Annotated in this window: 18 protein-coding genes; 7 read left to right on the top strand and 11 right to left on the bottom strand. The window is 62.9% G+C overall.

Features of this window, described 5'->3' with window-relative positions; genetic code table 11:
• The first annotated feature begins 218 nt into the window (after positions 1-218).
• The 3 genes from EXZ48_RS06345 (at position 219) to EXZ48_RS06335 (ending at position 4,653) form a co-directional block, all read left to right on the top strand.
• Positions 219-1,268, top strand: coding sequence for a spermidine/putrescine ABC transporter substrate-binding protein (locus EXZ48_RS06345; RefSeq protein WP_130514895.1), 1,050 nt, complete (start codon positions 219-221; stop codon positions 1,266-1,268).
• Positions 1,255-3,618 carry a bifunctional diguanylate cyclase/phosphodiesterase gene (locus EXZ48_RS06340; RefSeq protein ID WP_130514893.1) on the top strand — a complete coding sequence of 788 codons (2,364 nt, stop codon included), beginning with the start codon at positions 1,255-1,257 and terminating at the stop codon, positions 3,616-3,618. The genes EXZ48_RS06345 and EXZ48_RS06340 overlap by 14 nt, the downstream gene beginning before the upstream one ends.
• Before the next feature lie 69 nt (positions 3,619-3,687).
• Entirely contained in the window at positions 3,688-4,653 is a 966-nt protein-coding gene (locus EXZ48_RS06335; protein WP_130514892.1) for a glycerophosphodiester phosphodiesterase family protein, read from the top strand.
• A 4-nt stretch (positions 4,654-4,657) separates the two neighbouring features.
• Here the strand turns inward: EXZ48_RS06335 and era are convergent, their stop codons facing one another.
• The 8 genes from era to rpoZ form a co-directional block, all read right to left on the bottom strand.
• Positions 4,658-5,602 carry a GTPase Era gene (era, locus tag EXZ48_RS06330; protein ID WP_023513877.1) on the bottom strand — a complete coding sequence of 315 codons (945 nt, stop codon included), beginning with the start codon at positions 5,600-5,602 and terminating at the stop codon, positions 4,658-4,660.
• A gap of 8 nt (positions 5,603-5,610) precedes the next feature.
• Positions 5,611-6,330, bottom strand: coding sequence for a ribonuclease III (gene rnc, locus EXZ48_RS06325; protein WP_023513878.1), 720 nt, complete (start codon positions 6,328-6,330; stop codon positions 5,611-5,613).
• A complete protein-coding gene (gene lepB, locus EXZ48_RS06320) occupies positions 6,327-7,097 on the bottom strand; it encodes a signal peptidase I (RefSeq protein WP_165909292.1) in 771 nt (256 codons plus the stop codon). Before lepB ends, rnc begins: the two co-directional genes overlap by 4 nt.
• Positions 7,098-7,164: 67 nt before the next feature.
• Positions 7,165-7,575 carry a holo-ACP synthase gene (gene acpS, locus EXZ48_RS06315; protein WP_023513880.1) on the bottom strand — a complete coding sequence of 137 codons (411 nt, stop codon included), beginning with the start codon at positions 7,573-7,575 and terminating at the stop codon, positions 7,165-7,167.
• Positions 7,572-8,165 (bottom strand): DUF2062 domain-containing protein, encoded by a 594-nt coding sequence (locus EXZ48_RS06310; RefSeq protein WP_050742852.1) that lies wholly within the window; start codon positions 8,163-8,165, stop codon positions 7,572-7,574. The genes acpS and EXZ48_RS06310 overlap by 4 nt, the downstream gene beginning before the upstream one ends.
• Before the next feature lie 106 nt (positions 8,166-8,271).
• Complete coding sequence (locus tag EXZ48_RS06305; protein WP_023513882.1) at positions 8,272-8,424, bottom strand: DUF3563 family protein; 153 nt, start codon at positions 8,422-8,424, stop codon at positions 8,272-8,274.
• A 170-nt stretch (positions 8,425-8,594) separates the two neighbouring features.
• Positions 8,595-10,823, bottom strand: coding sequence for a bifunctional (p)ppGpp synthetase/guanosine-3',5'-bis(diphosphate) 3'-pyrophosphohydrolase (locus EXZ48_RS06300; RefSeq protein WP_023514974.1), 2,229 nt, complete (start codon positions 10,821-10,823; stop codon positions 8,595-8,597).
• Positions 10,824-10,933: 110 nt separating this feature from the next.
• On the bottom strand, positions 10,934-11,338 hold the full coding sequence (gene rpoZ / locus EXZ48_RS06295; protein ID WP_024269988.1) for a DNA-directed RNA polymerase subunit omega: 405 nt from the start codon (positions 11,336-11,338) through the stop codon (positions 10,934-10,936).
• A 411-nt stretch (positions 11,339-11,749) separates the two neighbouring features.
• Here rpoZ and EXZ48_RS06290 point away from each other — a divergent pair, with 411 nt between their 5' ends.
• Positions 11,750-12,325 (top strand): NYN domain-containing protein, encoded by a 576-nt coding sequence (locus EXZ48_RS06290; RefSeq protein WP_024269987.1) that lies wholly within the window; start codon positions 11,750-11,752, stop codon positions 12,323-12,325.
• A gap of 255 nt (positions 12,326-12,580) precedes the next feature.
• Complete coding sequence (locus tag EXZ48_RS06285; protein WP_130514891.1) at positions 12,581-13,057, top strand: hypothetical protein; 477 nt, start codon at positions 12,581-12,583, stop codon at positions 13,055-13,057.
• Between the two features lie 29 nt (positions 13,058-13,086).
• On the opposite strand, the gene smpB is transcribed toward EXZ48_RS06285, so the two are convergent.
• Positions 13,087-13,566: an SsrA-binding protein SmpB gene (gene smpB, locus EXZ48_RS06280; RefSeq protein ID WP_023515412.1), complete on the bottom strand. Its 480-nt coding sequence runs from the start codon at positions 13,564-13,566 to the stop codon at positions 13,087-13,089.
• A gap of 1 nt (position 13,567) precedes the next feature.
• A complete protein-coding gene (dapA, locus tag EXZ48_RS06275) occupies positions 13,568-14,452 on the bottom strand; it encodes a 4-hydroxy-tetrahydrodipicolinate synthase (protein ID WP_130514889.1) in 885 nt (294 codons plus the stop codon).
• 324 nt (positions 14,453-14,776) lie between these two features.
• Between dapA and EXZ48_RS06270 the strand changes: the two genes are divergently transcribed.
• Together EXZ48_RS06270 and EXZ48_RS06265 are read left to right on the top strand one after the other, a co-directional pair.
• Entirely contained in the window at positions 14,777-16,846 is a 2,070-nt protein-coding gene (locus tag EXZ48_RS06270) for a lytic transglycosylase domain-containing protein (protein WP_130514887.1), read from the top strand.
• A gap of 376 nt (positions 16,847-17,222) precedes the next feature.
• The gene (locus EXZ48_RS06265) at positions 17,223-18,098 is read left to right on the top strand and encodes an alpha/beta fold hydrolase (RefSeq protein WP_130514885.1); all 876 of its coding nucleotides are present in this window, start codon (positions 17,223-17,225) and stop codon (positions 18,096-18,098) included.
• A 139-nt stretch (positions 18,099-18,237) separates the two neighbouring features.
• On the opposite strand, the gene EXZ48_RS06260 is transcribed toward EXZ48_RS06265, so the two are convergent.
• Positions 18,238-19,293, bottom strand: a complete 1,056-nt coding sequence (locus EXZ48_RS06260) for a porin (RefSeq protein WP_024269985.1) — start codon at positions 19,291-19,293, stop codon at positions 18,238-18,240.
• Positions 19,294-20,053: the final 760 nt, after the last annotated feature.

Below are 20,053 nucleotides of genomic sequence, written 5' to 3'. Positions count from 1 at the left end.
CTGGGTTGGCGCGGTCGGCGACCATAGTGTGCGGCCGGCTATAGGCCAACCACAGGCCCGGCAGCCCACGGCCACGTCCACAATATATATCACGACCGGCAAAAGCGGCAGGACTGTGCCAAGGTTGAACACCAGCGAATACAGGCTTAGAGGTTGTAACGCTTCATAAAGTCTTGCCGACTATCCTCACCGCACGTAACGGCAACGGGGCCTTCGGCATGCGCGGCGCTTTTCTTGCAGCAGTCTCACTGGCGGCCTTCGGCACCGCGGGCCCGGCGCATGCGGCCACGCTTAACCTGTTGATCTGGGAAGCCTATATCGACGAGCAGATCCTTGCCGACTGGACTGCCGAAACCGGCATCGAGGTGCGCCAGACCTTCTATGACAGCGGCGACGTGCGGGACAAGATCCTTGCCGATCCGAACGCCAATGTCGACGTCGTCGTGACCAATGAGAACGGCGCACGGCTCTACGGTAAACGCGGCGTCATCGCCACGCTGAGTGCCGACAACGTCCCATCGCTGAAGGACTATGCGGAAAGCTGGTCGGGCCGCTGCGGCGGCTACGGCGTGCCCTATCTGTGGGGCACGATGGGCATCCTCTACCGCTCCGACAAGATCACGACGCCGCCGACCTCCTGGGCGGACATGATGAAGCCGGCCGAAAGCCTACGCGGCCATATCGCCATGTACGGCGACCACGCCGAAGCCTTCGTCGCGCCACTCGCCCTGCTCGGCAAGTCGGTCAACGCCAATGACAACGAGACGCTGAAGGCGGCCTACGAGCTGATGAAGGCGCAGGCGCCCTATGTGCTCACCTACGACTATGTCGTCACCTCGGTGCAGAGCCCGGACAAGGGTCCGAACATCTACATGGCGCTCGGTTACAGCGGCGACCAGTACACGCTGAACGACAAGGTCTCCTCACCGGGCCTCTGGCGCTACGTCGTGCCGAAGGAAGGCACGCTTTCCTGGCTCGACTGCGTCTCCGTCAGCGAACGCTCGAACAACAAGGCCCTGGCGCTGAAGCTGATCGACTATATCAGCAACGCGAGGAACGGCGCCCGCAACGCTGTCAAGCTCAACATGCCCACCGCAAGCACCGCCGCACTGGCGCTGCTTCCGGAAGACATACGCTCCAATCCCGAAATCTATGCAGCACCGGAAATCCTGGCCAAAAGCCAGTTTCAGGAGGAACTGACCGTGCAATCGGTCCAGGCCCGCCGCCGCATCATCAGCAGTCTGGCCCAGATCAGTGACGCTCGGTAAACGCGCCCTTTCCCTCATTTTCCCGGTCGTGCTCGCAGGCTATGTGCTTGCCGCCTCGCTGATCTACTACGTGCAGAGCTCGTCCATCCTCGCACTGGAACGCGCCCGCCTGTGGCAGCAGATGGGCCTGCTCACCGCCGTCTTCCAGAACGAGGTGACGCAGAACCGCAGCTTCATCTACTCGCTCGTCGAGGGCGGCGCGGTTCGCCTCTTCGTCAACGAGCCCGATGCCGCCTACCGCAACACCGCGCTCGGCGTGCGCCTGCAGCAGAGCATCACCTCGCTCTCCGACGACCGCAAGCGCTTCATCTCCGTGGCGATCATCCGCCCGCCGCTGACCGTCGATTATTACTTCGAGGACAGCGACGATCCGTTCGCGGAGATCACACCGCAGCAGATCCAGCATGCAAGGCAGGTGATCGAGAGCCCACGGCTCTCCTCCTGGAGCTATCTCAACACGGCCGGCATCGAGCCGCTGATCGTGCATTCGGAGTTCATCGATCCTTTGACCTTCAACCGACCGGTCGCCAGCGCCAAGAACGGCGCGATCCTGGTGCAGACCGCGGTTCGGCCCAAACTCTTCCTCGACATGAAGCGGGCGCTGGAAAAGGAATATGGCACGACGATCGAAATCGGTCAGCACCAGCTTCTGGCGCAGGGCGGGCTTTCCGCGACCGCGACGCTCAGCCCCTCGCTCTTTGCGCGGCTGACGCCGGAACCGGCCTTCCTCGACAACCGGCTTTCGACGCTGAAATCGTTGCTCGCGCTCGGCGCCATTGCGCTCAGCCTGTGCACGATCATCCTCGTACTCGGCCTGGTGCGGCGCTACATCACCAACCCGATCGCCAAGCTCGACCGCCAGCTCACCGACGTGATGACCGGCAACCGCAGCGCCCTGCCCGAAATGAACGAGATCGGCGAGATCGGCCGCCTCTCGGCCAACGTCAAGCGGCTGCACGACCACTCCATGCAGTCCTTCGACCTCGTGCAGAACGCCTCGTGGACGGACACGCTGACAGGCATTTCGAACCGCGAATATTTCAATATCCGCTCCACGCAGATCCTGCAGGAGGCGGAGGCCGAGGATATCGGCTGCACGCTGCTCTTTATCGACGTCGACAACTTCAAGTTCGTCAACGACAAGCACGGCCACAAGATCGGCGACGAGCTGCTGAAGACGCTGGCCGACCGCATCTCGACCATCGTCGCCTGCGTCGTTTCCGAGCGCGGCCTGCCGGACGGCCTGTTCGCCCGCCTTTCCGGTGACGAATTCGCCATCATGCTGCGCTGCCAGCCGGGCAGCGGCACGATCACGGAGATCTCCGAAAAGATCCTCGCCCTCTTTGCCGAGGGGTTCGAGGTGCTCGACAAGGCCTATCCGGTCACCGCCAGCATCGGCATCGCCGTCTATCCGGAGGATGCCCGCACGCTGCCCGAACTCGTCGCCAATGCCGATGCCGCCATGTACCAGGCGAAATCCCAGGGCAAGAACGGCTCGGCCCGCTATTCCCGCTCGCTGCACGAAAAACGCAACCGCCAGCGCCGCATCGAAGAGGAGTTGCGCGTCCTCGACCCGGACCGCGAATTCCACCTCGTCTACATGCCGATCGTCGATGGCCACGGCAAGGTGACGGGTTGCGAGGCGCTGTTGCGCTGGACCTCGCCGGTGCTTGGCCGCGTGACGCCCGACGAATTCATCCCGATCGCCGAGACGACCGGCCTCTTCAGCAAGATCGACTGGTGGGTGATCGACCGGGCGATGGCCGAATACGGCCAGATCCGCAAGCTGTTCGGCACCGAGACGATCCTGTGCATCAACATCTCGTCCGCCGAGCTCTACACGAAGTCGATCAGCGACCATTTCTGCGACAGCGCCGACCGGCACGGCATCGATGCCCGCCTGATCGAGATCGAGCTGACCGAGACCTTCGCCGTCAAGCTCGGCGAGCAGTCCCGCCGCAACATCGAGATCCTGCGCGCCCGCGGCTTCCGCATTTCCATCGACGATTTCGGCGCGGGCTACACGTCCGTGCAGCAGATCATCGAATACCCGGCCGAGACCATCAAGCTCGACCGCGAGCTGGTCGAGAGCCTCACCCGTTCGGCGGCGCTGCCGACGCTGCGGGCTCTCGTCGCGCTTTGCCATGCACAGGACATGTCGGTGATCGCGGAAGGCGTCGACACGACCGAGAAGATGGCGCTGCTCGCCGCGGCCGGCTGTGACCTCTATCAGGGTTATCTGATCAGCCGCCCCCTCACCCTCGAGGAGATCGGCATCTGGGCGATGCAGCGGCTTGTCGAAAAGGCCCGCGAGGCCGCCCAGAGCCCCGACCGCCGCGCCCGCGCCTGATACTTTCCACGACTTGCCGTCTCTCCGGCGAGCCCCTATCCCTATGCCCGGGGCCGCAGGAGGACTTTTATGCGAAACGCGCCGATCTTCACGCTGGGCCTCGCCCTGCTCATCTGGTCGTTCAACAGCTCGCTGATCGCGAGCACGCCGGATGGCGCGACGAAGCTGATGGCCCATCGCGGCGCCCACCAGACCTTCAGCCATGAGGCGGTCGACGACGACACCTGCACGGCAAGCCTCATCGACCCGCCCAAACACGATTTCCTGGAAAACACGGTCGCCGGTATGCAGGCAGCCTTTGCGGCGGGCGCCGAGGTCGTCGAGATCGACGTGCACCTGACGCCCGACAAGAAGTTCGCCGTCTTCCACGACTGGACGCTCGACTGCCGGACGGACGGCAAGGGCGTGACCGAGGAGACGGACAGCGCCACGCTGAAGACGCTCGACATCGGCTACGGCTATACGCCCGATGGCGGCAAGACCTATCCGTTCCGCGGCAAGGGTGTCGGGCAGATGCCGATGCTGGAAGAGGTCTTCGCCGCCAACCCGGCGGGCAAGCTGCTGATCAACTTCAAGAGCCGGCGGGCGGAGGAAGGCGCGGCGTTTGCCACGCTGCTGGCGGCAAATCCAGCCTGGAAGGACAAGATCTTCGGTATCTACGGCGGCGCGGAGCCGACGGATGCGGCGCTTGCCGCCATACCCGGCCTCAAGGGTTACACAAAGACCTCGGTGAAGAGCTGCCTGCTGCGTTATCTCGGCACAGGCTGGATCGGCTATGTGCCGGAGGCCTGCCGAAACACGCTGGTGCCGGTACCGAGCAACTATGCGTTCCTGCTCTGGGGCTGGCCGAACCGCTTCCTGACGCGCATGGAGGATGCCGGCAGCGATGTGGTCCTCATCGGCCCCTATTCCGGCGGCGGTACGGTCGGCATCGATACGGCCGAACAGGTGGAAGACCTGCCGGAGCCCTTCCCCGGCTATGTCTGGACCAACCGCATCCTGGAGGTCGGCCCCGCCATCAAGGCGCGGCCGTAGGCCCTTACGAGGTCGGGAAGTCGAGGCCCATTTCGCGGAAGCGGGCCGGGTCGTCGCCCCAGTTCTCGCGCACCTTCACGAAGAGGAAGAGGTGCACGGGCTGTTCGAGGATTTCCGACAGCTCCTTGCGCGAGGCCATGGAGATCGCCTTGATGGCGTCGCCGTTCTTGCCGAGCGCGATCTTCTTCTGGCTGTCGCGCTCGACATAGATGACCTGCTCGATGCGCACCGAGCCGTCCTTGCGCTCCTCCCACTTCTCCGTCTCGACATGCGAGGAATAGGGAAGCTCCTGGTGCAGGCGCAGGAAGAGTTTTTCGCGGGTGATCTCGGCGGCGAGCTGGCGCATCGGCAGGTCGGAAATCTGGTCCTCCGGATAGTACCAGGGGCCTTCCGGCAGAGCGCCCGCCAGATAGTTCATCACGTCGTCGCAGCCCGAACCGTTCAGCGCCGAGATCATGAAGGTGCGTTCGAACGGAACCACGGCGTTCACCGCTGCCGTCAGCTTCAGAAGGTCCTCCGGATTGACCCGGTCGACCTTGTTGAGGACAAGGATCTTCGGCTGATGAACCTCTTTCAGGCCCTCCAGGATCGTCTCGGCATCGCCCTTGAGGCCCCGCTCGCTGTCGATCAGGAACATGATGAAATCGGCATCCTTCGCCCCACCCCAGGCGGTCGTCACCATGGCACGGTCGAGCCGGCGGCGCGGCTTGAAGATGCCGGGCGTGTCCATGAAGACGATCTGGGCGTTGTTGTGGATGGCGATGCCGCGCACGATGGCACGCGTCGTCTGGACCTTGTGGCTGACGATCGACACCTTGGCACCGACGAGGCGGTTGACCAGCGTCGACTTGCCGGCATTGGTCGCGCCGATGAGCGCGACGAAGCCCGAATGGGTCGGGCCCTCGCCGTTCGTGCTGCCTTCGGCGGGGTTTGTGTTTTCTTCGTTCATGATATCCGTCAATCCGCGGTTTGACCCTTGGGCCAGACGCCTTCGCGTTCCAAAATCTTCGTCGCGGCCACCTGTTCGGCGGCCCGTTTCGAACGGTCGATGCCGGTTTCCGGTGCGACGCCCCTGATCTCCACCGTCACGGTGAAGCGGGGGTCGTGGTCCGGTCCCGAGCGCTCGTCCACCCTATAGTTCGGCGTCAGGCCGAACCTGGCATGCGCCCATTCCTGCAATTCGGTCTTGGCGTCGCGCCGCGCGCCTTCCGCACGCGCCGCCCTGCCCTGCCAGTTGGCGAGGATGAAGCCGCGCGCCGCTTCCAGCCCGCCATCGAGATAGATCGCGGCGATCAGCGACTCTACCACATCGGCCCGCACATTCAGCATGGCTTTTCCGGTGAGTTTCTTGACGTCCGCGCCGGTGCGGATGAAGCGGTGCAGACCAAGATCATCGGAGACCGCCGCGCAGCTTTCCGCGCTGACAAGCTGGTTCAGGCGAACCGAAAGCTCGCCCTCCTTCGCCTCGCGGAAGGTGCGGAACAGCATCTCGGCGACGCACAGGCCAAGCACGCGGTCGCCCAGAAATTCCAGCCGCTCGTAATTGCTGCCCTTGCCGGGCCGGGCGCTGGCATGGGTGATCGCCCGGTCGAGACGGTCCTTGTCGGTGAAGGCGTAGCCGATCAGGTCCTCGAGGGCCTTGCGGTTGACGTCGTTCAGCGGAATGGCGCCCTTCATTCAACAACCTTGAACAGGCGGTCCCAGCGAAGATTCGTCGGCCACTTCCAGATCTCGGAGAAGGACGTGTCGTTGCCGAGCGAGAAGAAGATGAGGCTGGCGCGGCCGATCAGGTTTTCCGCAGGTACGAAACCGACATCGAAGCGGCTGTCGGCCGAGTTGTCGCGGTTGTCGCCCATCATGAAATAGTGGCCTTCCGGCACGATGAACTCGCGCGTGTTGTCGCCGACGGTGCCCGGACGAGTGTCCAGCGTGTCGTAGGCGACGCCATTGTCCATGGTTTCGCGGAAGACCGGAACATCCTCGCCGGTGTCGTACTGGTCGTCGGCACGGAAGAAACCGTTGTGTTCGCGCTTCACGGCAACGCCGTTCACGAACAGCTCGCTGTCACGCACCTGGATGCGGTCTCCCGGCAGGCCGACGAGACGCTTGATATAGTCGATGTCGGGGTTCGGCGGGAAGCGGAAGACGACGATGTCGCCGCGCTCGGGTTCACTTGCAAAAATGCGGCCGGAGAACAGGTTCGGCGAGAACGGCAGCGAATATTTCGAATAGCCGTAGGAGAACTTGTTGACGAAGAGATAATCGCCGACGAGCAGCGTCGGCATCATCGACCCGGAGGGAATGGTGAAGGGCTGGAAAAGCACGGTGCGGATCACGACGGCGAGCAGCAGCGCCTGGATGATCACCTTGACGTTTTCCCACAGGCCGCCTTCGGCCTTTTCAGTCTTCTCTGCCACGCCGGATCTGTCCTTATCTGCAAACATGGGGCCCTCTATAGAGGAAAGGTTGCCTGTTGGAAATCGTGTCGGTCAAAAAGACGCTGGGCGCCTGTTATCCGGGCGTTCCGGCCGGCAGCGCCTCGATGATCACGAAAGCTTGAGCCAGCGGAAAATCGTCCGTGATGGTGATGTGGATGCGCGCTTCGTGGCCCGCGGGAAGCATCTGCGTCAACCGTTCCAGCGCGCCGCCCGTCAGCTTCATGGTGGGCTTTCCGCCCGGCAGGTTGACGACGCCCATGTCCCTCCAGAACACACCCTGTGCGAGGCCTGTACCGAGCGCCTTGGAACAGGCCTCCTTGGCAGCGAAACGCTTGGCATAGGAGGCCGCGCGGTTCTTGCGCCCGTCGGACTTCGCCTGCTCGATCTCGGTGAAGCAGCGCCGGGTAAAGCGCTCGCCGAAGCGTTCCAGCGACTTCTCCACCCGGCGGATGTCGATGAGGTCGCTGCCGATGCCGATGATCATAGGGATTTGTCTCCGCGGGAAAGGGCAGGATGAGCCGCGGCAAGGCCGGCGCGCTCGAGAAGACGGGCATGGCGGCGGGCCTTGAAGGAGCGCACGGCGAAACGCGTGACGCCATAGGCAAACACGGCGGCCACGATGCCGAGAACGCCGGCGCCGGCAAGCATGGGCTTCAGCACGGGCTGCCAGAGCTCGGACAGTTGCAGATGCTCCAGCCGGTGAAACAGCTCGGCCGCCGTCACCGCCTCGGCGGATTTGATGCCGAGCAGCGCCTCGCCGACGCGAAAGGTCGCAAGCGCGATGAGCGGAATGGTCAGCGGATTGGCGATGGTGGTGGCAAGCGCGGCGGCCAGCAGATTGCCGGCCATCAGATAGGCGAGCGCAAGCGCTAGGATGACGTGAAAACCGATGAGCGGCGTGAAGGCCGAAAAGGCACCGGCTGCAACGCCCGCGGCCACCGCATGCGGCGAGGCGGACAGGCGCAGGATTCGCTTGGCGAGGTAGCGCGCCGGACGCGTGAAGCCTTTGCGCGGCCAGAAGAATTCGCGCAATCGGTCAGGCCAGCTTGTCTTCTTTCGGCGTCGGAACAACATGGCTCAGACATAGCCGATCCGTTGGTGGCATTTCAATGGCGCCCTCATGACGCCAGACAAGACGGTCGCCGTGGCGCCGGAGGGGCGCCACACGGATCCGCGGAGCTTAGTAGGACTTGCGGAAGAGGCCGCGGTCGATCTGACGCTGGCGGTATTCCAGGTCGATCCGGTCGATGGCACCGTTGAGATAGGCCATTTCGCGGTCTTCAGGAGTCGGGATGCGCAGGGCGCGGGTGAAATTCTTGATCTGCTTCAACATTGGTAAACCTCTTTCGGTTGACCTCCCGATGCAGAAGATAGGGATTTCACCCCAAAGACACCAGCGACACTATGCCAATACAGCCATGCAACAGGCGCATAATGACTGGTCAAATCTTGGGCAAACCTGCCTTATTCAAGGCAGGATGCCACATTTTTGCATAGAAACTGTCATGTAAAGACGCGATGGATCGTCGAGACGGACTGAAGTTCCTTCAACTGGCTCATCAGCTGGTTGAGCTGGCGCAGGTCCCAGACCTCCAGATCGATATGCACCTCGGTGAAGTCGGCCGCCACGCGCGTCATCGACATCGAGCGGATGTTGACGTCGCTGGTGGCAATCGTCTGGGTGACTTCGGCGAGCGTGCCCGGCTCGTTCAGCGCATTGATCATGATGCGCGCCATGAAGCGGGTGTTGTTCGCCTCATCGAGGTCCCAGCGCACGTCGATCCAGCGTTCCGGCTCGTCGTCGAACTTCTGCAGTGCCGGCGACTGGATCGGGTAGATGGTGATTCCCTTGTCCTTCTCCATGATGCCGACGATGCGATCGCCCGGCACGGCACCGCCGACGGAGAAATGCACCTCGGCATTGCCGGAGAGGCCGCGGATCGGCAGGGCTTCAGGGCCGGTTTCGCTCGCCCCCTCCTCCAGCGCCGTCTTCGCCTTGCCCGGCAGCTTGAACACCATGCCTGCCGCGCTGCGCATGTTGAACCAGCCGTCGTCCGAGCTCGGCTTCACCGTGACACGCTCGTCCTGGTAGTCCGGGAAGACGGCGCGCAGCACGTCGAGCGAGGAAAGCTCACCGCGACCGACGGCGGCGATGGCGTCCTCCACTTCCTTCTGGCCCAGCCGGTGCAGGACAGGCTTCAGGCCGTCGCGCGAGAAGGACTTGCCGGCGCGATCGAAGGTGCGCTCCAGAATGCGGTAGCCGAGGCCGGAATATTGTTTGCGCACGGCGGCGCGGGTGGCGCGGCGGATCGCGGCGCGCGCCTTGCCGGTGACGACGATCTCTTCCCAGGCCGGCGGCGGCACCTGAATGCCCGAGCGGATGATCTCCACCTCGTCGCCGTTGCTGAGGCGGGTGACGAGCGGCATGATGCGCCCGTTGATCTTCGCGCCGACGCAGGTATCACCGATATTGGTGTGCACCGCATAGGCGAAATCGATCGGCGTCGCACCACGCGGCAGGGTGATGAGCTGGCCCTTCGGGGTGAAGGTGAAGACCTGATCCTGGAAGAGCTCGAGCTTGGTGTGCTCGAGGAACTCTTCCGGATTGTCGCCTTCCGCCAGCGACTCGATCGTGCGGCGCAACCTGGCATAAGCGTTGGAGCCCGGCGAGCGGGCAACCTCGCCATTCGCCACTTCCTTGTCCTTGTAGAGCGAATGGGCGGCGATACCGTATTCGGCGATCTCGTGCATGCGCTTGGTGCGGATCTGCAGTTCGATGCGCTGGCGCGACGGGCCGACGATCGTCGTGTGGATCGACTGGTAGTCGTTCTGCTTGGGCGTCGAGATGTAGTCCTTGAACCGGCCCGGCACGACACGCCAGCGAGTGTGCACGATACCGAGCGCCGCGTAGCAGGCGGGAATGTCGTCGACGAGGATGCGGAAGGCGTAGACATCGGAAAGCTGCTCGAAGGAGAGCGACTTTGACTGCATTTTTCGGAAGACCGAATAGGGCGTCTTCTGCCGGCCCTTGACGAGCGCGTCCGGCAGGCCGTTGACAACAAGCAACTCGCGCAGTTCGTCCTCGATCTTGCGGATCAGGCCTTCGTTGCGCTGGGACAGGTCTTCCAGCTTGCGCGTGACGGTGTCGAAGGCTTCCGGGTTGATATGGCGGAAGGAGAGGTTTTCCAGCTCCTCGCGCATGTCCTGCATGCCCATGCGGCCGGCGAGCGGCGCATAGATGTCCATCGTCTCCTCGGAGATGCGGGCGCGCTTTTCCGGTGTCATGTGGTCCAGCGTGCGCATGTTGTGCAGCCGGTCGGCGAGCTTGACGAGGAGCACGCGCACGTCGTCGGAAATGGCGAGCAGCAGCTTTCGCAGGTTTTCCGCCTGCTTGGCCTTCTTCGAGACGAGATCGAGCTTCTTGATCTTGGTCAGGCCCTCGACCAGCGCGCCGATATCCTCGCCGAACAGCTCGTCGATTTCCGCGCGCGTCGCGCTGGTGTCCTCGATCGTGTCATGCAGCAGGGCGACGGCGATGGTCGATTCGTCGAGCCGCATCTCGGTGAGAATGGCGGCCACTTCGAGGGGATGCGAAATATAGGGATCGCCGCTCGCCCGCTTCTGCTGGCCATGTTTCTGCATGGCATAGACATAGGCCTTGTTCAGCAAGGCCTCGTTGACGTCGGGCTTGTACTTCTGAACCCGTTCGACGAGTTCATATTGACGCATCATTCTCGATCGGCTCCCTCCCCGGCACGGCGGGGCAAAAAAAAGTGCGCCCCGACCTTAAGAGGGGCGCACCGACATTCGCAATATCAAAGGCTTCGGTAAAGTAACCGAAATCAGTAATCGTCGCTCTTTTCCGGCGGCACGAGGCCTTCGATGCCGGCCAGCAGCTCTTCTTCCGACATGCGGTCGAAGGCGATGGTTTCCGGCTGGTCCTCGTCCTCTTCGATCGCAACCGTACCGGTGGCGGCATCGACGACCATGCTGGCCGGATCGGGCTCGGGCTCGTCCACTTCAACATGCTTCTGCAGCGAATGGATCAGGTCTTCCTTGAGGTCATCAGGCGAAAGGGTTTCGTCGGCGATCTCGCGCAGCGCGACGACGGGGTTCTTGTCGTTGTCGCGGTCGATGGTGATGGCGGCGCCCTGCGAGATGAGGCGGGCACGATGGCTTGCAAGAAGAACCAGCTCGAAGCGGTTGTCTACCTTGTCAATGCAATCTTCAACGGTGACACGGGCCATTGCCTGTCCTTTGTGATCGAGAATTTCATGAGTTTGCATGCCCGATACAGGCAATGGACGGCAAATTCAAGTTTTTCCTTCCCCAAGGCGCTGTGGCGCGTGTCGTAAGGCTGCCCATGTAACTTCTGATTTAGCCCTCACGTTACGGAAAGTAAAAAGCCGAAAGATCGGACAAATAGGGTAAAGCGCGGGAACTATTCCCCAATTCCGACGCCTTTGATTTTTCTGAAACGATGCCGGGGGGAAAAATGGCCTTCGCAACCTAGGTTTGCTTGGAAAGCCGGGCCCTCTGCCCTAAATGAAGATTATATGAAAAAGAGTTAATTCAACCGGATAGTGCATCCGGCCACCTCGGCACTCGGCCAAAACTCAACCGTTTGTATCCACTTCTATTTAAAAGGATTGCACAGTATGTTCGACCCCCGCGAGAAAATCGCCCTCTTCATCGACGGTGCAAATCTCTATGCGGCTTCCAGGACACTCGGGTTCGACATCGACTACAGAAAGCTCCTGAAGGCCTTCCAGAAGCGTGGTTATCTGCTGCGCGCCTATTACTACACGGCTCTGATCGAAGACCAGGAATACTCTTCGATCCGCCCGCTGATCGACTGGCTCGACTACAACGGCTACAAGGTCGTCACGAAGCCTGCCAAGGAATTCACCGACTCGCTCGGCCGCCGCAAGATCAAGGGCAACATGGACATCGAACTCGCCATCGACGCGATGGAGCAGTCCGAGACCGTGGACCACCTTGTCATCTTCTCAGGCGACGGCGATTTCACCACGCTCGTCGAGGCGCTGCAGCGCCGCGGCCGCAAGGTTTCCGTCGTCTCGACCATGCAGACACAACCCCCGATGATTGCCGACGACCTGCGCCGCCAGGCCGACTACTTCATCGACCTCGGCTCACTGAAGGCCGAAATCGGCCGCGATCCTTCTGAACGCCCGCAGCGCGTCGTCGAGCCAGTGGAAACCGTTGGCGAATAAGGCAGCCCTCCGCCCTTGTTCCAGGTGCAGATGTCAATCCCCGGCACAGGGCCGGGGATGACGGCAACGAGCGGGGCGATGCTCACCTGACAAGGATTTCGTCTGTGGCCGCACGAGGGAGAAGTGCCGAAATCCGGCCTTTTCAAGCTTTCCTTAAACATTGAATCAAATACCCTTGCCGGGTCTTAAGGTTCTTCAAGACTCCCCTGCTATTCCCGATATCGGACAGTCATTTCGCATTGGGACATCGGGACGATGGTGGACGCAGTATCGCTTTCGGCAAACAGCTACCGGGGAGCATCGAGCACGCTGGACGCGCGCGCACCGGCCATGGCGGCGGAAACCCGCCCGGCGGTCTCGGCCCTTGCCGCGCTTGCAGCGCCGCAGCCGGTCACCCAGGTATCGACCCCGTCCGACATCGCCGAGGAGATTGGCGATCTCAGCTTCCTCTATACGTCGAACGGGCTACCGGGCATCTCCGCCCTGCCCTCCTACGCCGTCCCACCGTCGCAGGCGGCGGCGGATGAGCGTGTTGCCAACGGCCGCAACCCGACCGCACGCCTTGCCATCGAGAGCAACGATCTCAACAGCCTGATGGCAAGCTTCCTGACCGCCCGCACGCCGAGCGCCAACCCGGCCGCGTCGCCGGACGTGCCTGCGGATACCGGCAACCAGCAGGCCGCCCGCAGCGCGCACCAGTCGGTCATCGCACAGCTCTACAGCCAGTTCTAAGGAAAAGACGTCGAAGAAGAAGGGTCGCCTCAGCCGCGTTCGCGCAGCAGGCGGCCCTTCTGGCGATTCCAGTCGCGTTCCTTCTCGGTCTCGCGCTTGTCGTGCAGCTTCTTGCCCTTGGCAAGCGCGAGTTCGAGCTTGGCCCGGCCGACATCGTTGAAGTAGACCTTCAAAGGCACCAGCGTCATGCCCTCTCGGTTGATCGCGATGCGCAGGCGATGGATCTCACGCTTCGAAAGCAGGAGCTTGCGCCGCCGGCGGGTCTCGTGGTTGAAGCGATTGGCCTGCAGATATTCCGGCAGATAGGAATTGATCAGCCAGATCTCGCCGCCCTCGTCCGAGGCGTAGGATTCCGCGATGTTCGCCTTGCCTTCGCGCAGCGACTTGACCTCCGTGCCGGTCAGGACAAGACCGGCCTCGTAGGTGTCGATGATCTCGTAGTTGAAGCGGGCCTTTCGGTTCTCCGCTACAATCTTCTTGACCGTCGTCGGGCGGGCTTTCGTCGCCATGTCAGTTCAAGAGGCCGGCGTGGCGAAGCGCCGCGTCGATGGCCGCCTCCGTCGCCGGCTCCAGCGAGGACAGCAGCGGCGAACGGACGAACCGGTTCATGCCGCGCGTGCGGTTCAGCGCATATTTCGCACCGCAAAGGCCGGGCTCGAGGAAGATCGCCTTGTGCAGCGGCATCAGCTTGTCCTGGTATTCCAGCGCCGTTGCATAGTCGCCGGCAAGCGTCGCCTGCTGGAACTCCGCGCACAGGCGCGGGGCGACATTGGCCGTCACCGAGATGCACCCCGTCCCGCCATGGGCGTTGAAGCCGAGCGCGGTCGCGTCCTCACCGGAGAACTGGATGAAATCCTTGCCGCAGGTGATGCGCTGTTCGGACACACGCTCGATCTTGCCGGTTGCGTCCTTGACGCCGACGATCGAGGGATAGGCCTTGTGCAGCGCGCCCATCGTCTCCGGCGACATATCGACCACCGAGCGGCCGGGAATGTTGTAGATGACGATCGGCAGCTTCACGCTTTCGGCAATCGCCGCGAAATGCGCGAAGAGCCCCTTCTGCGTCGGCTTGTTGTAATAGGGCGTGACGACGAGAATCGCATTCGCGCCCGCCTTTTCGGCGTGCTGGGCGAGGTCGACCGCTTCCTTCGTGTTGTTCGAGCCTGCGCCGGCGATCACGGGCACGCGGCCGGCCGAGACCTTGATGCAGAGTTCCACCACCCGTTTGTGCTCGTCATGCGACAGCGTCGGCGATTCGCCGGTCGTGCCGACCGGGACGAGGCCATGGCTGCCTTCGCCGATCTGCCATTCGACATGCGCGGCAAAGGCGTCTTCATCGACGGCGCCGGCATCGGTGAACGGGGTGACGAGAGCGGGAAAGGATCCCTTGAGCATCGAGAACTCCTGAGGCCAGAGCCGCCCGTGGGCTTACATGCTTTGGCCGTATTCCGTGGTTAAAAACGCCCGCACAATAATCATGTGACAGTCATGCGGCAAGCGGCGCGAGGGGCGTTTTTCATGCATGATCAAGGCGGAAGGGCGGCGGATGCGCGAATATTCGCGTCCCCTGATCCGTCGCCTGGAAAGCGGACGCCTTCACGGCTTAGTGAGCGCGGCGCTTAAGGTTTCGTTAAGGCAACAAAGGGTTAACTGATTGTCAAGGATCTGGCGGAAAATGACGGTCGAAATGCACCGCCGGTCAGGCACCCGGGATGTGACATGATCTCGCGAAACAGTTTTGCCCTTTGCGCCTTGCTCCTAGCCGGTGTGGCCGGCTTTGCGCTGCGCTCTTCGCCTGTCGAGGCCGACAACGCCGGCGTGCCGGCGGTGAAGCCGCTCGGCTTTGCTGCGGATATGCCCTCGAAGGACATCATCACCAATGCCATTCCGCGCACCGACAGCGTGCAGCCGGCAAGCATGGAACTGCGCGAAGGGCTCGATGCGCTCTCCAACCGTGACGCGGCCACCGCCATTGCCGCCCGCAACCGCCTGCCGAAGGACAACCTCGACCGGCATATCCTGACCTGGGCGATCGCCGTTTCCGGCCAGCGCGGCGTCCCCTCCTGGGAAATCGCCGCGGCCCAGAACGAACTGAAAGGCTGGCCGGGCCTGAAGGCGCTGCGCGCCAACTCCGAGCGGGCGCTTTCCCGTGAGAACCCGCCGACCGCTGACGTCATCGCCGCCTTCGGCACGACACGCCCGGAAACGGTGGACGGCGCCATCGTGCTCAGCCGCGCGCTCGTCGCGAGCGGCAATGCCGCGCGCGCCGGCGAGGTGCTGCGTTCCTTCTGGCAGAAGGAAACACTTTCCAAGGATGTCGAGACGAAGATCCTCGACGAGTTCGGCACGCTCCTGACGGCGGGCGATCATAAGATGCGCATGGAGATGCTGCTCTATCGCGACCGCGCCGACCAGGCGCAGCGTTTCGGCGATCTCGGCAAGGCGCAGTCGCTCTACCGCGCCTGGGCGGCGGTCATCCGCAAGAACAAGACGGCGGGCACGCTGATCAAGACCGTCGATGCGAGCTGGCAGAAGGACCCGGCCTACACGTTCCTGCGCATCCGCCACCTGCGCAACAACGAAGAATACCGCGCGGCCGGCAAGCTCTTTTCCGCCATGCCGGAGGACCCGGCACGACTGGTCAATCCCGGCGCCTGGTGGAACGAGCAGCGCATCGTCAGCCGCGGCCTCGCCGATCTCGGCGACGCCCGCGATGCCTATCGCGTGGCGGCACGACACGGTGCGGACGATCCGGCCGATATCGTCGAGGCGGAATTCCATGCCGGCTGGTATGCGCTGCGCGACCTCGACGATCCCAAGACCGCGGCCGGCCATTTCCAGCGCATCCTGCAGGTCTCCGACCGGCCGCTCTCCGTCTCCCGCGCCTGGTACTGGCTGGGGCGGACGGCGGAGAAGGGCGATGCGAAGGCGGCGAAGGACTATTTCGCCAAGGCGGCAAATTTCCCCGGCACCTTCTATGGCCAGCTTGCCGCCGCACGGCTCGGCCGCACGGCACTGAACGTCGCCTATCCGAAGCCGAGCGCCGAGGAGCGCACCCGCTTCAACCAGCGCGAGGCGGTGCAGGCGATCGCCCGCCTGCAGGCCGCCGGCCACGGTTGGCGCGGCGACAGCCTCTATCGGGCGCTCGCCGGCGAGCTGATGAGCCCGGGCGAACTCGCCCTGCTTGCGGCGCAGGCGGAGAAGGGCAGCAATCATCAGCTTTCCCTGCAGATCGGCAAGATTGCCTTCGGGCGCGGCATCGATGTGGCCGCGCTCGCCTTCCCGATCGGCGTCATCCCCGAAAGCGCCAACATTGCCGGTTCCGGCAAGGCGCTGGCCTACGCCATCGCCCGGCAGGAGAGCGCCTTCAACCCGGCGGCCGTTTCTCCCGCCAATGCCCAGGGCCTGCTGCAGCTGATGCCCGGCACGGCGCAGGGCGTGGCGAAACGCTATGGCCTTGCCTATTCCAAGGAGCGGCTGACGACGGATGCCGCCTACAACGCCACGCTCGGCGCTCACTATCTCGGTGAGCAGATCAGCGATTTCGGCGGCTCCTACGTGCTGACCTTCATCGCCTACAATGCCGGTCCCCGCCGCGTGCCGCAGTGGATCGCCCGCTACGGCGACCCGCGCGGCAAGCCGATCGATGAGGTCGTCGACTGGATCGAGCGCATCCCCTTCTCCGAAACCCGCGGCTATGTGCAGCGCGTGATGGAGAACTACCAGGTCTACAAAACCCGGCTCGGCCAAAAGGCCGATATCGTCCACGATCTGAGTGTCGGTCGCTGAGGCGGCCGGCCGATCGCGCACCTGCCTTTGTCGGTCCGCTCCCGCATGCGTGCGCTGCCGCTCGGATCGTTAAAGCGCTTCGCCCGTTTGCGTATGGCTCAGACGCGGTTCATGCCCCCGCAGCGGCGGGAGCTGCCGCCGCAACGCATCTTTTCCAAAGTTATCCAAAGCCACGGCGATCCCGTTTCGCCTGGAACTAGGGTCTGTCAACTTCATACTCAATCTGGCAGACTCCAACGTTCTTTGTTTTCGTTTGTTTTTTCAGGAAAACCGGGTTTCACTTTTCCCTAACAAACTCTAGGCTTCCCTTCCCTCACCCGTTCGACGCGCACCACGCTCGAACGCCCCTCCCTGACCGCAAGGCGAGTGCATAGCGATGGATGGATTTGAGAGCCGCTTCTTTTCAGCTGAAGACGGACTGCGGCTGCATGCGCGCGACTATGCACCGGTAGAGGCGGGCGACCGGCTGCCGCTCGTCTGCCTGCCCGGCCTCAGCCGCAACGGGCGCGACTTCCATCCGCTCGCCCTGCGCCTTGCGCGGGATGCCGAGCGGTCCCGCCGGGTCATCACCCTCGACTATCGCGGGCGTGGCCAGTCCGGCCGTGACAGCGATCCTGCCAACTACAACGTGGTGATGGAGTGTCGGGACGTCCTGACGGTCCTCTCCGCTCTCAATCTCCCCTGCGCACTCTTTGCCGGGACCTCGCGCGGCGGCCTCATCCTGCATGTCATGGCGGCCGCGCAGCCCGATCGCATTGCGGGTGCTGTTCTCAACGATATCGGGCCGGAAATCGAGGCCGATGGACTAAGGGACATTCGCGACTATCTCGTGCGCGCGACGGCTCCCGCCAGCTTCGACGCGGCGGCCATGGACCTGAAGGCGATTCACGGCTCCACTTTCCCCGCTTTGTCCGATGGCGACTGGCGCGACATGGCCGACGCGATCTATGCCGAGCGCGAGGGGCGGGTCGTTGCAGACTTCGACCCCAGGCTGACCGAACAGTTGCAGGCGATCGACTTTTCCAAGCCGCTGCCGACGCTCTGGCCGCAATTCGAGCTTCTGGCGAAGACACCGCTGCTCGTGGTGCGCGGCGAGCATTCCCGCCTGTTCTCCCGCGAGACGCTTGCCCGCATGGCTGCCCAGGCGACGACCGTGCAGACGATCACCGCGCCCGGTCAGGGCCATGCCCCGCTGCTGCATCACGCCGATGTCTTCCCATCGGTCAGGGCATTCCTCGCCGGCCTCGGCTGACCCCTTCCCGATTTCCCGGATCCATCCACCTTACGCAAGGCGCAGAAGAGCTGTGCACATTTTTCAATCACGTATTCCAAAACGAAAAAAACCCGGCTCGAAAGCCGGGTCTCCCGTCACTGACAGAGGTCAGATCAGATTAGAACGAACGCTGCAGACGGACGAAGCCGCCCCAGTTGTCGTCGCCAGCGCCCTTGTTGCCAGCGCCGTTGTCGATGTCCGTGTACTGCAGGCTGACCTTGGTGGTCAGGTCCGTAACGATCGTGTAGTCGAGCGTCAGGCCAGCGCGCCATGCATCGCGGCTGCCGCGGTAGTCGCCAGCTGCGTCATAGTCGATCGTGCCCCAGTACTGGAAGCCGGGGGTGATTGCCAGCTTGTCGGTCAGGTTAGCCTTGTACGAGGCAGCAACCGACCACTCGGAAGCGTCCCAGTAACGGCTTGCGCCCGACGACCAAACAACTGCGCCCTGCAGGGTGCCCGGACCGACGTCAGCGGAAACGAGACCGCGGATCGCGCCGTTTTCGTTGTCGAAGTCGTAGGAGCCGAGCAGGTCAACGCTGACAGCGCCGAACGAGCCGGTGACAACACCAGAGATGCCGAGGCCGTCTTCGAAGCGAACGAAGCCAGCATTGGCGTTGGTGAAGGACTCGAGAGCGACCGTAGCGGAGAAGGCGCCGCCTTCATACTTGTACGATACAGCGTTCAGGAGGCTTTCGCCGCCGATGACATTCAGGAAACCGCTGTCGAGAGCGTCGGTTTCGCCGTTGATGCCCTTATCCCACTCGGTGTAGAAGTAACCAGCCTTGAAGCCGCCGAGCTGGATCCATGCGCCGTCGAGGAAGACGTCCTGGTGGGAGTCAGCCTGGAGGTCGATGTGACCGGTCAGCGTGCCGAGCTCGGTGTCGCTCTTGGCGTCAAGCGAGAGGTAACCACGGGTACGAGCGCGGTAGCCCCAGTCGTCGCCACGCGTGCCGGCCGAGTCTTCTTCGAAGTTAACCTGGAAACGGACGTAGCCGCTGATCTGCAGGCAGGTTTCGGTGCCCGGAATGTAGAAGTAACCCGTGCCGAATGCGTCGCAAACGCGAACGTATTCCATCGGCTCCGGCTCGGCGGCAACGATAGCGTCGGCGGCCTGAGCGCCGGAGACTGCTGCGAGAGCAGCAGCGGAGCCGATGAGAAGGCTCTTGATGTTCATTTTCTGACCTCCAGTCAAAAAGTTTCAAACGGGTCTGGGTTTTTTGCTGAAGGACAGCGTTCCCTGCCCCATCCCCAAGTTCAGGAAGCGGACGATCAACCGCCCCTGCTTCCGAAAGTGAAAATACAAGACGCGCTTCCGTAAGCAATCTCCAAACTGAAAGGAGGCAGGGTTTGTGTCAGCCTTCGCCCAGCGCTGTTGCGGAAAGGACACAAAATGGCGGGGCAGATCGCTAAAAGTTTATGGATCATTAACAAAAGGCCTTATGAAGCGGGCACTTAGCAAAGAGGCACCCTGCAATTGCCCTGCCACAGACCGGGCAAAACAGGGGCAAGGACCGCTCTTTCGCATGGCATTTGGGCGATTTCCGCGCTGTCCCTTCCCTGCCGGGGACGCGGCGGCAGCCCGAACCGGAGGGCGAGGCGCTCGCTTTTCCCACGTCGATTCGGGGAATCACGCGACGGGATTTCCGGCCATGGCCGCGAGCCCAAAACAAGTCCTCCTCTGCAAGGCCCTATATATAGAGTACGCCAGCCACGTCCCCACCGAGTTGGAAAACGCAATCTGCCGGCCTTGCTCTCATCGGGAATCACGCGCTCGCGACCGCCACCATCGATCCGCCTTGCACCGTTTTTACAAACGGCATCACGAGGAGAAGCTCGAATTCGGCTGCAGCATCACACGGCTTTCAACCCGAAGGCCCGGTCCTGTCATCAAAATGTGGGCGAAAAACAAAAAGCCCTTGCAATCGCAAGCTCTG

This window comes from Shinella sp. JR1-6 (assembly GCF_004284735.1).
In the GTDB taxonomy this organism is placed as follows: Bacteria; Pseudomonadota; Alphaproteobacteria; order Rhizobiales; family Rhizobiaceae; genus Shinella.
The sequence above is the reverse complement of the archived record's forward strand: the minus strand, read 5'-3'. Positions and strand labels throughout refer to the sequence as shown.

Coding starts and splice junctions, on each gene's coding strand:
- EXZ48_RS06345 (WP_130514895.1), top strand. CDS start 219: ATGCGCGGCGCTTTTCTTGCAGCAGTCTCACTGGCGGCCTTCGGCACC.
- EXZ48_RS06335 (WP_130514892.1), top strand. CDS start 3,688: ATGCGAAACGCGCCGATCTTCACGCTGGGCCTCGCCCTGCTCATCTGG.
- era (WP_023513877.1), bottom strand. CDS start 5,602: ATGAACGAAGAAAACACAAACCCCGCCGAAGGCAGCACGAACGGCGAG.
- rnc (WP_023513878.1), bottom strand. CDS start 6,330: ATGAAGGGCGCCATTCCGCTGAACGACGTCAACCGCAAGGCCCTCGAG.
- lepB (WP_165909292.1), bottom strand. CDS start 7,097: ATGTTTGCAGATAAGGACAGATCCGGCGTGGCAGAGAAGACTGAAAAG.
- acpS (WP_023513880.1), bottom strand. CDS start 7,575: ATGATCATCGGCATCGGCAGCGACCTCATCGACATCCGCCGGGTGGAG.
- EXZ48_RS06310 (WP_050742852.1), bottom strand. CDS start 8,165: ATGTTGTTCCGACGCCGAAAGAAGACAAGCTGGCCTGACCGATTGCGC.
- EXZ48_RS06305 (WP_023513882.1), bottom strand. CDS start 8,424: ATGTTGAAGCAGATCAAGAATTTCACCCGCGCCCTGCGCATCCCGACT.
- EXZ48_RS06300 (WP_023514974.1), bottom strand. CDS start 10,823: ATGATGCGTCAATATGAACTCGTCGAACGGGTTCAGAAGTACAAGCCC.
- rpoZ (WP_024269988.1), bottom strand. CDS start 11,338: ATGGCCCGTGTCACCGTTGAAGATTGCATTGACAAGGTAGACAACCGC.
- EXZ48_RS06290 (WP_024269987.1), top strand. CDS start 11,750: ATGTTCGACCCCCGCGAGAAAATCGCCCTCTTCATCGACGGTGCAAAT.
- EXZ48_RS06285 (WP_130514891.1), top strand. CDS start 12,581: ATGGTGGACGCAGTATCGCTTTCGGCAAACAGCTACCGGGGAGCATCG.
- smpB (WP_023515412.1), bottom strand. CDS start 13,566: ATGGCGACGAAAGCCCGCCCGACGACGGTCAAGAAGATTGTAGCGGAG.
- dapA (WP_130514889.1), bottom strand. CDS start 14,452: ATGCTCAAGGGATCCTTTCCCGCTCTCGTCACCCCGTTCACCGATGCC.
- EXZ48_RS06270 (WP_130514887.1), top strand. CDS start 14,777: ATGATCTCGCGAAACAGTTTTGCCCTTTGCGCCTTGCTCCTAGCCGGT.
- EXZ48_RS06265 (WP_130514885.1), top strand. CDS start 17,223: ATGGATGGATTTGAGAGCCGCTTCTTTTCAGCTGAAGACGGACTGCGG.
- EXZ48_RS06260 (WP_024269985.1), bottom strand. CDS start 19,293: ATGAACATCAAGAGCCTTCTCATCGGCTCCGCTGCTGCTCTCGCAGCA.